Annotated in this window: 15 protein-coding genes; 3 read left to right on the forward strand and 12 right to left on the reverse strand. The window is 65.6% G+C overall.

The window, feature by feature from the left end:
- Nucleotides 1–152: 152 nt before the first annotated feature.
- From dinB to BR78_RS0110495, 3 genes are all read left to right on the forward strand, one after another.
- The gene (gene dinB / locus BR78_RS0110485; protein ID WP_037566456.1) at nt 153–1,286 is read left to right on the forward strand and encodes a DNA polymerase IV; all 1,134 of its coding nucleotides are present in this window, start codon (nt 153–155) and stop codon (nt 1,284–1,286) included.
- A 380-nt stretch (nt 1,287–1,666) separates the two neighbouring features.
- Nucleotides 1,667–2,632, forward strand: a complete 966-nt coding sequence (locus tag BR78_RS0110490) for a right-handed parallel beta-helix repeat-containing protein (RefSeq protein ID WP_037566586.1) — start codon at nt 1,667–1,669, stop codon at nt 2,630–2,632.
- Nucleotides 2,633–2,903: 271 nt separating this feature from the next.
- Nucleotides 2,904–3,302, forward strand: coding sequence for a Dabb family protein (locus BR78_RS0110495; RefSeq protein WP_029936432.1), 399 nt, complete (start codon nt 2,904–2,906; stop codon nt 3,300–3,302).
- A gap of 163 nt (nt 3,303–3,465) precedes the next feature.
- Here the strand turns inward: BR78_RS0110495 and nadA are convergent, their stop codons facing one another.
- The 12 genes from nadA to leuC form a co-directional block, all read right to left on the reverse strand.
- The gene (gene nadA, locus BR78_RS0110500) at nt 3,466–4,494 is read right to left on the reverse strand and encodes a quinolinate synthase NadA (RefSeq protein ID WP_029936433.1); all 1,029 of its coding nucleotides are present in this window, start codon (nt 4,492–4,494) and stop codon (nt 3,466–3,468) included.
- 58 nt (nt 4,495–4,552) lie between these two features.
- Complete coding sequence (locus BR78_RS0110505) at nt 4,553–5,236, reverse strand: DUF4230 domain-containing protein (RefSeq protein ID WP_443027675.1); 684 nt, start codon at nt 5,234–5,236, stop codon at nt 4,553–4,555.
- Nucleotides 5,233–6,090 carry an MBL fold metallo-hydrolase gene (locus BR78_RS0110510; protein ID WP_029936435.1) on the reverse strand — a complete coding sequence of 286 codons (858 nt, stop codon included), beginning with the start codon at nt 6,088–6,090 and terminating at the stop codon, nt 5,233–5,235. The genes BR78_RS0110505 and BR78_RS0110510 overlap by 4 nt, the downstream gene beginning before the upstream one ends.
- Nucleotides 6,091–6,361: 271 nt before the next feature.
- On the reverse strand, nt 6,362–7,870 hold the full coding sequence (locus tag BR78_RS0110515) for a M56 family metallopeptidase (protein WP_029936436.1): 1,509 nt from the start codon (nt 7,868–7,870) through the stop codon (nt 6,362–6,364).
- On the reverse strand, nt 7,867–8,235 hold the full coding sequence (locus BR78_RS0110520; protein WP_025561189.1) for a BlaI/MecI/CopY family transcriptional regulator: 369 nt from the start codon (nt 8,233–8,235) through the stop codon (nt 7,867–7,869). The genes BR78_RS0110515 and BR78_RS0110520 overlap by 4 nt, the downstream gene beginning before the upstream one ends.
- 504 nt (nt 8,236–8,739) lie before the next feature.
- On the reverse strand, nt 8,740–9,072 hold the full coding sequence (gene grxD / locus BR78_RS0110525) for a Grx4 family monothiol glutaredoxin (RefSeq protein ID WP_025494857.1): 333 nt from the start codon (nt 9,070–9,072) through the stop codon (nt 8,740–8,742).
- A gap of 5 nt (nt 9,073–9,077) precedes the next feature.
- Nucleotides 9,078–9,314, reverse strand: a complete 237-nt coding sequence (locus BR78_RS0110530) for a BolA family protein (RefSeq protein ID WP_025561191.1) — start codon at nt 9,312–9,314, stop codon at nt 9,078–9,080.
- A gap of 1 nt (nt 9,315) precedes the next feature.
- Entirely contained in the window at nt 9,316–9,639 is a 324-nt protein-coding gene (locus BR78_RS0110535; protein ID WP_025561192.1) for a DUF1476 domain-containing protein, read from the reverse strand.
- Nucleotides 9,640–9,732: 93 nt separating this feature from the next.
- Nucleotides 9,733–10,731 (reverse strand): NADPH:quinone oxidoreductase family protein, encoded by a 999-nt coding sequence (locus BR78_RS0110540; protein ID WP_025561193.1) that lies wholly within the window; start codon nt 10,729–10,731, stop codon nt 9,733–9,735.
- Nucleotides 10,694–11,323 carry a 3-isopropylmalate dehydratase small subunit gene (gene leuD, locus BR78_RS0110545; RefSeq protein ID WP_025561194.1) on the reverse strand — a complete coding sequence of 210 codons (630 nt, stop codon included), beginning with the start codon at nt 11,321–11,323 and terminating at the stop codon, nt 10,694–10,696. The genes BR78_RS0110540 and leuD overlap by 38 nt, the downstream gene beginning before the upstream one ends.
- Nucleotides 11,323–12,156, reverse strand: coding sequence for an N-acyl homoserine lactonase family protein (locus BR78_RS0110550; protein WP_029936437.1), 834 nt, complete (start codon nt 12,154–12,156; stop codon nt 11,323–11,325). The genes leuD and BR78_RS0110550 overlap by 1 nt, the downstream gene beginning before the upstream one ends.
- A gap of 181 nt (nt 12,157–12,337) precedes the next feature.
- Complete coding sequence (gene leuC / locus BR78_RS0110560; protein ID WP_029936438.1) at nt 12,338–13,780, reverse strand: 3-isopropylmalate dehydratase large subunit; 1,443 nt, start codon at nt 13,778–13,780, stop codon at nt 12,338–12,340.
- Nucleotides 13,781–13,821: the final 41 nt, after the last annotated feature.

Consider the following 13,821-nt stretch of genomic DNA (forward strand, 5'->3'; position numbering starts at 1 on the left):
CACCGACCGGCGACGTTCAGTCCGGAACCCAAATATTTCCCGTTATGTTCTTCTTCACAGTGGCGTTCAGGGCAAGCACGGAGTAATCCGGCTACCGTAAGCGCGAGGGGCTTTCATCCCATCGCAGCCAATACGGGTCAGGAACCAGGTCGTTGACGTCCCAGGACAATCAACCGTCCGCCAACCGGAAAATCATCCATATCGACATGGACGCCTTTTATGCGTCGGTCGAGCAGCGCGACGCGCCTGAGCTGCGCGGCAGGCCGGTGGCGGTGGGCTATGCCGCCGCGCGCGGGGTGGTCGCGGCGGCGAGCTATGAAGCGCGGGCGTTCGGCGTACGATCGGCATTGCCATCTGTGACTGCGCTGCGGCGCTGCCCCGAGCTCGTGTTCGTGCGGCCGCGCTTCGAAGTGTACAAAGCGGTGTCGAAGCAGATCCATGCGATTTTCGCCGACTATACCGAGTTGATCCAGCCGCTGTCGCTCGATGAGGCCTATCTCGACGTCACCGCCAACCGCCGCGGAATCGAGACCGCCTGGGCCACTGCGAAGGAGATCCGCGCGCGGATTTTGGAGGAGACGGGTCTCACCGCATCGGCCGGCATTTCGTACAACAAGTTCCTCGCCAAGCTGGCCTCGGACCAGCGCAAGCCCAATGGCCAGTTCGCAGTGACGCCCGAGATGGGCGCGGCGTGGGTGGAGACGCTGCCGGTGGCGCGCTTCCACGGCGTGGGACCGGTGACTGCGGAGAAGATGAAGCGGCTGGGGATCGAGACGGGGGCAGACCTGCGCGACAAGTCGCTCGACTTCCTGCGCACGCATTTCGGCAGCGCGGCCGAATGGTATTTCGCGATCGCGCGCGGGCAGGACGATCGGCCGGTCAATCCGTCGCGCGAGCGCAAGTCATCGGGATCGGAAACGACGTTCGACCGTGACCTGACCGATCCGCCCGAGATCGAGGCGGGCGTGCTGCGCATGGCCGACGACGTCTGGAACTGGTGCGACAAGGCGCAGGCGTTCGGGCGGACCGTGACGGTGAAGGTCAAGTTCGCCGATTTCAGGCAGATCACCCGGAGCAAGAGCTTCGCGTCGGTGGTGCGGACCCAGGAACTGCTTCGGCAGACGAGCCGCGAACTGATCGGGCTGGTGCTGCCCCCCGAGAAGGGGATCCGGCTGGTGGGGGTGACGGTTTCGAACTTCGAGACGGAGCCCGGCGGGGCGGAGGCGCTGCCGTTGTTCGGATCGAACGGAGAACTCGAGGCGCACCCGCCAGGGAATTTCGGCTGATCGCGCAAAGCAGCCTTCGCCCGGTCATCGCTGGTCGAATGGACGTCGCGGGATCGGCGGCCGGGCCCGACAGGCGACACAAGTGAAGTCCGACCTGAGCCGAATTCGCAGCAAAATGCCCTAATGCTGTGAAACAATAGGGAAAGTTGACCAAAATCTTGGGCGAGTTGACTCTTTGGGCAATACGACCATACCGAAAGCCTGATCTGCGCTGCGGCAAATAATTCGCCCGGACAGAGTGGCCTGTTCAAGCAAACTGGAAAGCCAGTGGGCTAGTCCGCAGATCGGGGGGTTCGCGAAAAGAGTAACCAAGCGTTTACCCATGCTAAAATCAGGGGATATTTGCAATGAAACCAATCAGATATGCGACGCTGTCGGGAATGTCGGCGCTGTCGTTCGCCGCCGCCATGGCTCTAACCGCTACGCCTGCGCAAGCCCAGGCCACGCGCACATGGGTTTCGGGCGTCGGCGACGACGTCAATCCGTGCAGTCGCACGGCGCCGTGCAAGACTTTTGCCGGCGCGATCTCCAAAACAGCGGCAGGTGGTGAGATCAATTGCCTCGATCCGGCCGGGTTCGGCGCGGTGACCATCATCAAGTCGATGACGATCTCCTGCCCTTACACCGAAGGCGGTGCGCTGGCCGGAGGCAACGGCATCGTCGTCAACCTCCCGGCCGTTACCGATTCGGTCTATATCCGCGGCCTCGACATCTTCGGCGTCAACCCGCCGTCCAACGGCATCCGCATGATCGGCCAAGGCTCGCTCTACGTCGAGGATTCCACGATCCGCCGGTTCAATGCGGCCAACAGCTTCGGCATCTCATTCCAGCCGAGCGGCGGCGCCATGCTCTATGTGAGCAACACCACGATCGCGGACAACGGCAATGGCGCCACCGGAGGCGGCATTCTCGTGCAACCGACCGGTGCGGGCGGCAATGGGAAGGTCAGCATCAAGAACGTTCGGCTGGTCAATAATGCCAGCAACGGCTTGAAAGTCGATTCGACCGGCAACACCAACCTGAGCGGTCTCACGGTCGGCATCACCGACAGCCAGTTCGACGGCAACGGCAACGGGGTTACGGCGATAAACGCCGGCGGCACCAACCCGGTTGCGATGATGATCGCCGACTCGACACTCAACAACAATGTCGGGGCAGGGCTGATCGGCAACGGCAGTTCGATGGCGATCCGGGTGAAAAATACCACGATTACCGGAAACGCACTTGGCATCACCTCATTCGGCGGTGCGGCGATCACGACCTACGGGAACAACAGCCTGATCGGCAATCCTACCAACGGAGCGGCCAACAACGGCGCGTTCACCGGGCCAGTCGGCTTCCAGTAAGCATATAGCGGAAATAGGCTGCGGGATGGCCATAGGCTGTCCCGCAGCTCCCGCATCGCGAATCACGTATACTCTCTCGTCATCCAGAGCCTTATGCGAGGCTCCTTACCTGACCGCTATCCGGCGGGAACCTCCGCGGCCGATCCGTCGCGCCGGGTGGAAGTCCGGTCGCCTGCCCGACGCAAACGCTTGACCTCGAACCACAGCGTGAAGACTATCCCGGCGAAGACAACGCCGCCCGGTCGCGGCATCGGAAGGATGAGATGACAGGATGCCAGTCAATCGCAGGGATATCGTGAAGGGTGCCGCATTGGGCGCGGCCGCCATGGCCTCCGGCCCGGCCGCAGCGGCAGCGCTGGACGGGAAGATCGTCCATCACGTGTTCTTCTGGCTGAAGAATCCGGGATCGGCGGCGGATCGCGATGCGCTGATCGCAGGGCTGCGCAAGCTCGCCAAGGTCGAGGTCGTCCGCAGCCTGCAGATCGGCGTGCCGGCGTCGACCGAGCAGCGTGACGTGGTCGATTCGAGCTTCCACGTCTCGGAGCTGATGGTGTTCGACAATGTCGTCGACCAGAAGACCTATCAGGACCATCCGGTGCACAAGGACTTCGTCGCGAAATGCGAGCATCTCTGGGCGAAGGTGATCGTGTACGACATGGTGACGGTGTAGTCGCACCCGTTGCTGTTGCCGGCGCCGACCCCCATCCTAACCCGTCACCCCGGACTTGTTCCGGGGTCCACCGGGAGGCGCGCGATGCGTTCTCGCTTCCAGCTTCTCCGTTGCGGCACAGTGGATCCCGGCACAAGGCCGGGATGACGGATTTCCGGAAAGATTAGTCGCCCTTTCGGGGATCGCCGCCCACCGCGGGGACCGGGCCGAGATCGCCCTGCCCCACCGTCGCGCTCGCCATTTCGAGCATGCGATCGAGGCTCCTCTTCGCCTTCAATCGCATGCCTTCCTCGATCTCGATGCGCGGCTCCAGGTCGCGCAGTGCGAGGTAGAGCTTCTCCATGTTGTTGAGCGCCATGTACGGGCAGATGTTGCAGTTGCAGTTGCCGTCCGCGCCGGGCGCGCCGATGAAATTCTTCTCCGGCAGCGCCTTTTCCATCTGATGGATGATGTGCGGCTCCGTGGCGACGATCAGCGTGTCGCCCGGGAAGCTCTTGGCGAAATCGAGGATTCCGCGCGTCGAGCCGACATAGTCGGCATGATCGAGGATGTGCGGCGGGCATTCGGGATGCGCGGCGATCGGCGCGCCGGGATGCTGGGCGCGCAGCTTGAGCAATTCGGTCTCGGAGAATGCCTCGTGGACGATGCACACACCCGGCCAGAGCAGCATCTCGCGCCCGAGCGTGCGGGTGAGATAGCCGCCGAGATTGCGATCGGGGCCGAAGATGATCTTCTGCTCCGGCGGGATTTGGCTGAGGATCTTCTCGGCGCTGGAGCTGGTGACGATGATGTCGCTCAGCGCTTTCACTTCGACCGAGCAGTTTATGTAGGTCAAAGCGATGTGATCGGGATGTTGCGCACGGAACGCGGCGAACTGCTCGGGCGGGCAGCTGTCTTCGAGGCTGCACCCGGCGTTCATGTCGGGGAGCACGACGACTTTGTCGGGCGAGAGGATCTTGGCGGTCTCGGCCATGAAGCGCACGCCGCAAAAGGCGATCACGTCGGCGTCGGTCTCGGCGGCCTTGCGCGAGAGATCGAGGCTGTCTCCGACAAAGTCCGCCAGGTCTTGCAGCTCGGGCTTCTGGTAATAATGCGCGAGGATGACGGCGTTGCGCTCCTTGCGGAGCCGATCGATCTCGGCGCGAAGATCGAGGCCAGCGAGGCTTCCGCCCATTCCGTTGCGTGCATCCATGCGGAGGCAGATGGCCCCGGTTGCGGCGGGGATCAAGCCTTACCCGTCATCCCGACGATCAGTAGCGGTTGGCGAGCACGTCCTCGGGGCGGCGCGAGCGGTCCCAGTCTTCGCTCGGGCGCTCATCGGGGAAGAACACCCCGACCCTGGCATCGAGGCCGGCGGCCTTGAGCGGCATTGCGAAGCTGCGCTCGATCGCGCGGCGCGTGGCCTCTTTCGCCAGCTTGACCGGCATGGGGCCGCGGGCCTGGCGGATCAGCTCCTGCTGGCCGGCCTTGCGATTGGCGGCGTCTAGCTGAGTCTCGACATCGGTGAAGCGCATCAGCAGGCCCCCTTCCGAATACTCGCGGATGCCGTCGAGATCGACATCGGGTCCGATTACTTCGAGCGGCGGCAGCAGGACGGTCAGGCGCCTGTTGGCGGCGTCCCAGGAGAGGCTCTTCTGCTGGAGCCTGGCGAGATCGACTTCGTAGCGGACCATGCCGGGCATGATCAGCGTCTTCTCCGCGCTGAGGCCGAGACGGCTCTGCTTCGAAGTGACCACCGCGACGTAGCGCGCGGCGAAGGTGGAGAGGCGGTTCTGCTCGCGCAGGCCCTGCAGGCTGGCCTGCGCGACGGTGATCGGGTCGGGTCCGCGGAACTGGCTCTTGACGGTGGTGCTCAGGAACCAGAAGCCGGCGCCAATCGTGACGATCAACGCGACCAGCAGCAATGCGAAGCGGAGCAGGCCCCAGCGTCTCACGCCGCGATCCTCCACGCCTCGCCTTCCTCCTCAACGAGGCCGCGAGCCCGTAGATCGAGCAGATGCGCGAGCACCGAGCGGCCCGCGGCACCGGTGAGGCGCGGATCGAGGCCGACATACATGCGCTCGACCATCGCGGGAATCTCGCCGACATCCTTGCGCAGCAGGCGGAGGATCTGGCCCTCGCGCTGCTTGCGGTGCCCCATCAGGCCGCGGACGAAGCGCCGGGGGCGCTCGATCGGCTCGCCATGCGCGGGGTAATAGATGCGATCGTCGCGCGCCATGAGCTTGTCGAGGCTGGCCATATAGGCGGCCATATCGCCGTCGGGCGGCGCGACCACGGTGGTCGACCAGCCCATGACATGGTCCCCAGTGAAGAGCGCGCCGGCTTGGGGAAGCGCGAAGGCGAGATGGTTCGAAGTGTGGCCGGGGGTGGCGACGGCGGTGAGCGTCCAGTCGGGACCGGTCACGCTTTCGCCGTCGACGAGAACGCGATCGGGGACGTAATGCGTGTCGAAGGCAGCGTCGGCGCGGGGACCGGCGTCTTCGAGGGTCAGCGGGGCGCAGCCGATGATCGGAGCACCCGTGGCGGCCTTTAGCGGGGCGGCGGCGGGGCTGTGGTCGCGGTGGGTGTGGGTGCAGAGGATCGCTGCGACCGGACGGCCACCGATCGCAGCCAGCAGAGCGTCGAGATGCCGGGAATCGGCGGGCCCCGGATCGATCACCGCGAGTTCGGCTGTGCCGACCAGATAGGTCTGAGTGCCGGTGTACGTGAAAGGCGACGGGTTCGGCGCGAGGACGCGCGTGACCAGCGGCTCGACCGCGAGCGCGACGCCAGTGGGAGCCTCGATCATCGGTGCGATGTGGCGGGTGGAGGGGCGCAGCGCAAGCCTCCCCTCCCTGCAAGGGAGGGGCTGGGGGTGGGTGCGAGCGGCAGCGAGCCCGTCGAGACGCAGAGAAAAAAGGAAAGACCGGGCATCGAGCCCGGCCTTTCCTTACCCACCCCTAACCCCTCCCTTGCAGGGAGGGGACCAGGCAAAATTAAAACGGGGCCGGCTGCGAAGGAGTTCAGCCGACCCCGTCGTGAAGGATGTCCGCGGGGCAGCGGACACCCCTCCCCACTCGTCAGTCCTTGTCGTGCTGCTTCTCGAGCTCGGCCATCGCCTCGTCGATGCCCTTCAGCGCCTTGGCACGCTCATCGGCGCTCATGTTCGTCTCGTTCTCGAGCGAGCGGCGCGCCATGCGCAGGCCCATCCGGGCGCTCTCGAGGCCGAACTCCTTGTGGCGCATGGCAAGGCGCTCGCCGTCGGCCGCGGCCATCTCGATCCGGTCGGTGCAGATGATCATGATCTTCTTGCCGGCCTCGCTGCGGTGCTCGACCGAAGGCTTGCCGTCGCCGGTGCCGCACTTGCCGTCGCGTACCTCGGGGATCGACCTGCGAATCGCCTCGGGATCGGGCATCGCGATCTCGTCCTTCGAGCCGTCCGCGCGGACGATGACCATCTTCCGGACCCGCTTGCCGTCCTTCTTGTCATCGGCCGTATAGCGATAGACATGGCGCTCGACCTTGTGCGGGCCTTCCGCCATCTCTGGCGCTTCCGGAGCCTCGGGCGCCTCGGGGGCTTCAGCCGCCGCGGGCGGCGCCGGCGGCGCGGGCACTTCCTGGCCCAAGCTGACGCCGGTCACGGTCTCGACCTTGCTCTTGAGCGTTTCGGCGGCCTGGGTGCCCGAGACGGTGAACCCCAGAGCGGCGACCGACAGGGCGCCGATGCCGATCAGGCCGGTGGCAGCACGGGCGGGGGAAAATTGCCGGGTCTTCGAAAGCATGCGTAACCTCCCTTTGACTTCGTTTATCGTGTGCAAGTGACATGCCGCCGAGACCGCACCCCCATGCGCGGACTTGACGATTGCGCGACCATAAGCATGGCGCAGCGCCTGGGCGCGGCCGGCGAGCACCAGGGCATCGCAGGCCATTTCCTGATCGGCACGGAAGGCGCGGAAAGCCTTCCAGGCGACCGGATTGAACCAGTGGAGGGCAAGGACGATCAGCGCGACCCAGTTCGCGATCAGATCGCCGCGGACATGGTGGCCGAGCTCATGGGCGAGCGCGAGATCGCGCTCCTGCTCGTCGTAACGCTCGGAGAAATCGCGCGGGAACGCGACATATTTGCGGAAGATGCCGAAGGCCAGCGGCCCGTGCGCGGCATCTGTCTCGATCACGCGGACCTTGCCCTGCGCCACGGTGCGATCGACGCGGGCGCGGCGCAACAGGTTCGCAGTGTAGCGGCTGTGCGAGACGAGGTGGTATGCGAGGAACGCCGCGGCGCCGAGCGCCCACAGCACGAGCACTGCCGTCCACAGGCCGAAGCCGCCCTCCGCCCCCGCCGCAGGTGCGGCACCGAGCGGCTCGACGAAATAGACCGCGACGATGTCGCTCGCCGCGGCGACCGGCGCCGCCGCCTGCTCGCGCCAGCCTTCGGGGAGCGGCGGCAGGATCAGGCGCGCCACCGGGAGCAGCCACAAGGCATAGGCCATATGCGGCCCGAACGTCTTTCGCACCGGCCCGCGCACCGCGAGCACGAGCAGCATCAGCAGCGTGGTGGCGACGAAGGTCTCGATAGCAAAGCCGATCATGACTTCAGCTCCTTCAGCAGCGCTTCGATCTCGGCGATGTCCTGGTCGGTGATCGCATCGCGCTCGGCGAGGTGCGCGACCAGGGGTGTGAGCTTGCCGCCGAACAGCCGGTCCATGAAGCGGCGCGATTCACCGACGACATAGTCCGAACGCGCCACCAGTGGGCGGTAGCGATAGCGGCGGCCGTCTTCCTCATGCGCGATGATGCTCTTGGCGAGCAAGCGGCCGAGCAGGGTCTTGACCGTATTGGCGCTCCAGTCGCGTTCGGTGGGAACGCGCTCGACTACTTCCTGCGCGGTCAGGGGCGACTCCTCCCAGAGTACCTCCATCACGGCATGTTCGGCGTCGCTGATCCGTTCGGTCATGAGTCCCTCTTCGTGACTACTTGTGTAATCGTTACGATTACGTCTGTAGTCAAGTCGCTGAATGACCGATGAACGGATTATGTCTGGCGCGCGACCGGCGTCGCCCGTGCGGACGCGCCTGTCGGGGAAATTTACAGCGCCGCCGAGGCGATCGGAAACGTTAACCACTGAAGGGGCTGGAAAAGTGCCATTCGCGGAAAGTGGCACGGCGAGTGCAGAGGTAGAGATACCCCGAGCGTTCAACGCTTCATTCCAGGGTGGGTCGACCGCTTACTTCCCGGTCTCGCGTCGACCCACCCGACCCGGGCTCCCCCCCACATCGACAGCGCGACTCGGCAGCGAACACGAGCCAGTCGTGCGGAGCTGACTCAAAATATGCGTCACCCCGGCCTTGTGCCGGGGCCCACCGGGAGGCCGGGCGAGCAGCAAGAGGTTCCTGCTTCTCGATCGCGGCGCAGTGGGCCCCGGCACAAGGCCGGGGTGACGATAATTATATGGGTCGCTTCAAGCCTGCGCCGCGACGCCCTTGTCGGCCAGCAGCTGGGCGAGCTCGCCGCTCTCGTACATCTCCATCATGATGTCCGATCCGCCGACGAATTCGCCCTTCACATAAAGTTGGGGGATCGTCGGCCAGTCGGAAAAGGCCTTGATTCCCTGGCGCACGCCCTGGTCCTGGAGCACGTCGACACTCTCGAACTCGACGCCGAGATGGTTGAGGATGGCGATCGCGCGGCTCGAGAAGCCGCATTGCGGAAAGAGCGGGCTGCCCTTCATGAACAGCAAAACGGGATTGGCATCCACCAGTCCCTGGATGCGCGCCTGAACGTCGTCGGTCACTTCACTCACTCCTCTGGCGCTTCGGTGGTCAGCTGGAGCGCGTGAAGCACGCCGCCCATGCGCCCGCCGAGCGCTGCATAAACCGCCTGGTGCTGGCGCACGCGCGGCATCCCCCTGAACATGGGGGCGACGATACGCGCTGCATAGTGGTCGCCGTCGCCGGCAAGGTCGGTGATCTCGACCCGGGCATCGGGGATGCCGGCGCGGATCAGCTCCTCTATCTCGGAGGCGGCCATCGCCATCTTACTTCGATTCCATCAGCTGGCGACGCGCCTCGACGGTCTGCTCGGTGATCGCCTGACGGATCGTCGCATCGTCGACCTCGACGCCGGCTGCGATGAGATCACCGAGCAGCTTGCGGATCACGTCCTCGTCGCCGGCTTCCTCGAAATCGGCCTGGACCACCGCCTTGGCATAGGCGTCGGTCTCTTCGGGCGTGAGGTTCATCTTGGCGGCGGCCCATTGACCGAGCAGACGGTTGCGGCGCGCGCTGACGCGGAAAGCGATGTCCTCATCGCGGGCGAACTTCGCCTCGAATGCGCGCTCGCGATCGTCGAATGTGGTCATAGGTGCTGCCTTTTGGTGTCGGTTTCCGTCGAGATAGGAGGGGAGCGCAGCGCTGGCAACTCTCTAAGCCCCTCCCATTCAAGGGGGGCTCTCTCAGTTAACCGTCACCACCAATTTCCCGATCGCTTGCCGTGCCGCCATCTTCGCGATCGCCTTGCCGCCGTCCGCCAACGCGAAGGTCTCGATCACGCGCGGAGCGATCTTGCCCTGCGACCAGAGCCGGAAGAGATGCTCGACATGCGCCTGGTTGGCCTGCGGATCGCGCGCGGCGAAGGCGCCCCAGAAGACGCCGCAGACGTCGCAGCTCTTGAGCAGGGTCAGGTTGAGCGGCAATTTCGGGATACCGGCGGGAAAACCGACGACGAGATAGCGCCCTTCCCAGCCGATCGCCCGCAGAGCGGGCTCGGCATAGTCGCCGCCCACTGGGTCGTAGATCACGTCGGCGCCTTTGGGGCCGACCGCGGCCTTGAACGCCTCGCTCAGTGCCTTCGACTGTTCCTTGTCGAACGGTGCGCGGGGGTAGACGAGAGTCTCGTCGGCGCCGGCTGCGCGCGCCGCTTCGGCCTTCGCCTCGGACGACACCGCTGCGACGACGCGCGCGCCGAACGCCTTGCCGAGCTCGATCGCCGCGAGCCCGACGCCGCCGGCCGCGCCGAGGACGAGCAAAGTGTGTCCCTCCTCCAATCTGCCGCGATCGAGCAGCGCGTGGATCGTGGTGGCATAGGTGAGGAGCAGCGCCGCGCCTTCCTCGAAGCTGCGCCCCTCGGGCAGCCAATAGAGCCGGGCCGCGTCGACCGCGACCTTCTCCGCCAGCCCGCCATGGCCGATCACGCCGAGCACGCGATCGCCCATCGCAAACTGGGTCACGCCTTCGCCCAGCGCCTCGACCACGCCGGCGATCTCGCCGCCGGGCGCGAAGGGGCGCGGCGGCTTGAACTGGTATTTGTCCTCGATGATCAGGACGTCGGGATAGTTGATCGCGCAGGCCTTCACCGCGACCAGCACCTGGCCTCTGCCCGGCACGGGATCGGGCAGTTCGGCTATGCTTAGAGTTTCAGGTCCGCCCGGCGCCTGCGACAGAAGTGCCTTCATTGCCCGCTCCCACTGCGATCCACGGCCGCGACGTGGCGACACCGGATTCGTATTTCGAAATCTCGGTATCTTTTGCCAGCGTCATGCCGATCTCGTCCAGCCCCTGCATCAGACAGTCGCGGCGGAAGGGATCGAGGTGGAAGGGGAAACGGTCCTGAAAGGGCGTGGTTACGGTCATCGTCTCGAGGTCGACCGTGACTTCATTGTCGCGCGCGACTTCGACCAGCCGGTCGATCGCCTCCTGCGGGAGCACCACGGGGACGATGCCGTTCTTGAAAGCATTGCCCGAGAAGATGTCGGAGAAGCTCGGCGCGATGACGGCCTTGATGCCCAGGTCGGCGAGTGCCCAGGCAGCATGCTCGCGGCTCGAACCGCAGCCGAAATTGTCACCGGCGATGAGGATCGGACTGCCGGAGTAACGCGGATCGTCGAAGATGTTGCCCGGCTGCGCGCGGACCGTTTCGAAGGCACCCTGCCCCAGTCCCTCGCGCGTCGTCGTCTTGAGCCAGTGCGCGGGGATGATGATGTCAGTGTCGATGTTCTTGGCGCCCCACGGATAGGCGCGCCCCTCGACCTGGCGAACAGGTTCCATCAGCGGATACTCTTCGGGAAAGCGGGAAGCTTGGCGACGTCGGCGGGCTCGTGCTGGATCACCACCTTCGCCTTTAGATTGGTCGCGATCTGTTTGAAGCGGTCGATCGAGGCGAGCGTGTCGGCGCGATCGGTGTTGAACGTCGGCACCTGATCGTGCGCGAAGCTCTCGGTCGCGTGGAACTGGTCGCCCGACAGCAGCACCGGGCCGCTCCTGAGCCGGACGAGCAGCGAATGATGCCCCGGCGTGTGCCCAGGCATGCCGAGCATCTCCACGCTGCCGTCGCCGAACACGTCCTTGTCGCCTGCGACCGCGTCGACCTTGGCCGTGCCGTCGATCCACGGCTTGAACAGCGTGGCCCAATTGGGTCGTGAAGCGCTACCCGCCTTGATCGCGGCGAAATCGCCGGCGCCGATCAACAGCGTCGCGTGCGCGAAATCGCCGAGCTGACCGGTATGGTCATCGTGATAATGGCTGATGCCGACACGTGCGATCTGCGTGGGCTTAACCCCGATCTGGGCGAGTTGGCTGACGACCCGCGCCTTGAGCGTGAGCGTGAAGGCGCCGTCGACGACCTTCTTGCCGAGCACGTCGCCGCTGATCCCGGTATCCCACAACAGATAGTCGCTGCCGTGGCGGATCAGGTAGCAGCTGTCGACGAGGGCATAGGGCTTGCCGTCATAGCGGTGAGTGTCGCTGAACTCCGCAAAGTCGGAGACCTGGAAGTCGCCGCAATCGAGCCGCCAGAGTTCGACATCGGGCCCAGCCTGGGCGAGCGCGGCAGGTGCGGCGAACATCGCGCCCAGCAGGGTCAGCGCGGCGGCGATCTTCATGGCAATATTTCCCCCGGCGCCGCGGCGCGCCTCCAGCGGGCCGCGCGGGGCGGCGGTCAGTTCGGCTCGGGCGACTGCACCGACGATGGCTTGCTGTGGGCCGAGGCATAGGCCGCGGCGAGGCCGCTCAGCACGGTGCCGACAATCAACACGATCAACGCGCGCTTCATACGAACTCCCCTCACGCATCCGCCGACATCAGCTCCCTGACATCGGTGAGGCGCCCCGTTACCGCCGCCGCCGCCGCCATGGCGGGGGAAAGCAGATGGGTTCGCGCGCCCGGACCCTGCCTTCCTACGAAGTTTCGATTCGAGGTGGAAGCACAACGTTCGCCGGGAGGAACCTTGTCCGGGTTCATCGCCAGGCACATCGAGCAGCCGGGCTCGCGCCACTCGAAGCCAGCTTCGGTGAAGATGCGGTCCAGTCCTTCGGCCTCAGCCTGCAGCTTGACCAGCCCAGAGCCGGGCACGATTAGCGCCTGGCGGATGCGGTCGGCGACATGCCGGCCTTTCACCACCGCGGCGGCGGCGCGCAGATCCTCGATGCGACTGTTGGTGCAGCTGCCGATGAAGACATGTTCGATCGGGATGTCCTGCATCGCGGTGCCGGCAGTGAGGCCCATATAATCGAGCGACTTCTGTGCCGCGACACGTTTCGAGGCGTCGGCGAAGCTCTCCGGATCCGGAATCGCGCCGGTGATCGGGACGACGTCCTCGGGGCTGGTGCCCCAGGTCAGCGACGGGGCGATGTCGCTTGCCTGCAGAGCGACGCTCTTGTCGTAGCGCGCGCCGGCGTCGGTGGGGAGCGTGCGCCAATAAGCGATCGCCTTGTCCCAATCCTCGCCAGCGGGCGCCAGCGGACGCCCTTTGAGATAGGCAAAGGTAGTCTCGTCGGGGGCGATCAGGCCCGAGCGGGCGCCGCCCTCGATCGACATGTTGGAGACGGTCAGACGCCCCTCGACCGACATCGCACGGATCACGTCGCCGGTGAATTCGATGACATAGCCCGTGCCGCCCGCCGCGCCGATCTTGCCGATGATCGCGAGGACGACGTCCTTGGGACTGACCCCAAAACCCAAGGCGCCGTCGACGCGGATCTCGAGCGTCTTCGATTGCTGGAGCAGCAGCGTCTGGGTGGCGAGGACATGTTCGACTTCGCTGGTGCCGATGCCGAACGCCAGCGCGCCCAGCGCGCCGTGCGCGGAGGTGTGGCTGTCGCCGCAAACCAGCGTGGTGCCGGGCAAGGTGAAGCCCTGTTCGGGGCCGACGACATGGACGATCCCCTGCCGCGCATCCAGCGCGTCGATATACGGCACGCCGAACTCGGCGACGTTGCTGCGCAGTGCTGCGAGCTGGCCCGCACTGGCGGGATCGGCGATCGGCAGCGCGTTGCCCGCGGCATCGACGCGCGCGGTGGTCGGAAGGTTATGGTCGGGCACCGCAAGGGTAAGATCGGGCCGGCGCACCGGGCGCCCGGCGGCGCGGAGCCCAGCGAACGCCTGCGGGCTGGTGACTTCGTGGACGAGGTGCCGATCGATATAGATCAGGCAGGTGCCGTCGTCGCGACGTTCGACGACATGATCCGCCCAGATCTTCTCGTACAGCGTGAGGGGTTTGCTGGCCATGCAGGCGATCTAGTCCGATCGTGCGCGAGAGCAACCCGCTA

The sequence above is a fragment of the Sphingomonas sp. UNC305MFCol5.2 genome (genome assembly GCF_000712135.1).
Lineage (GTDB): Bacteria > Pseudomonadota > Alphaproteobacteria > Sphingomonadales > Sphingomonadaceae > Sphingomonas.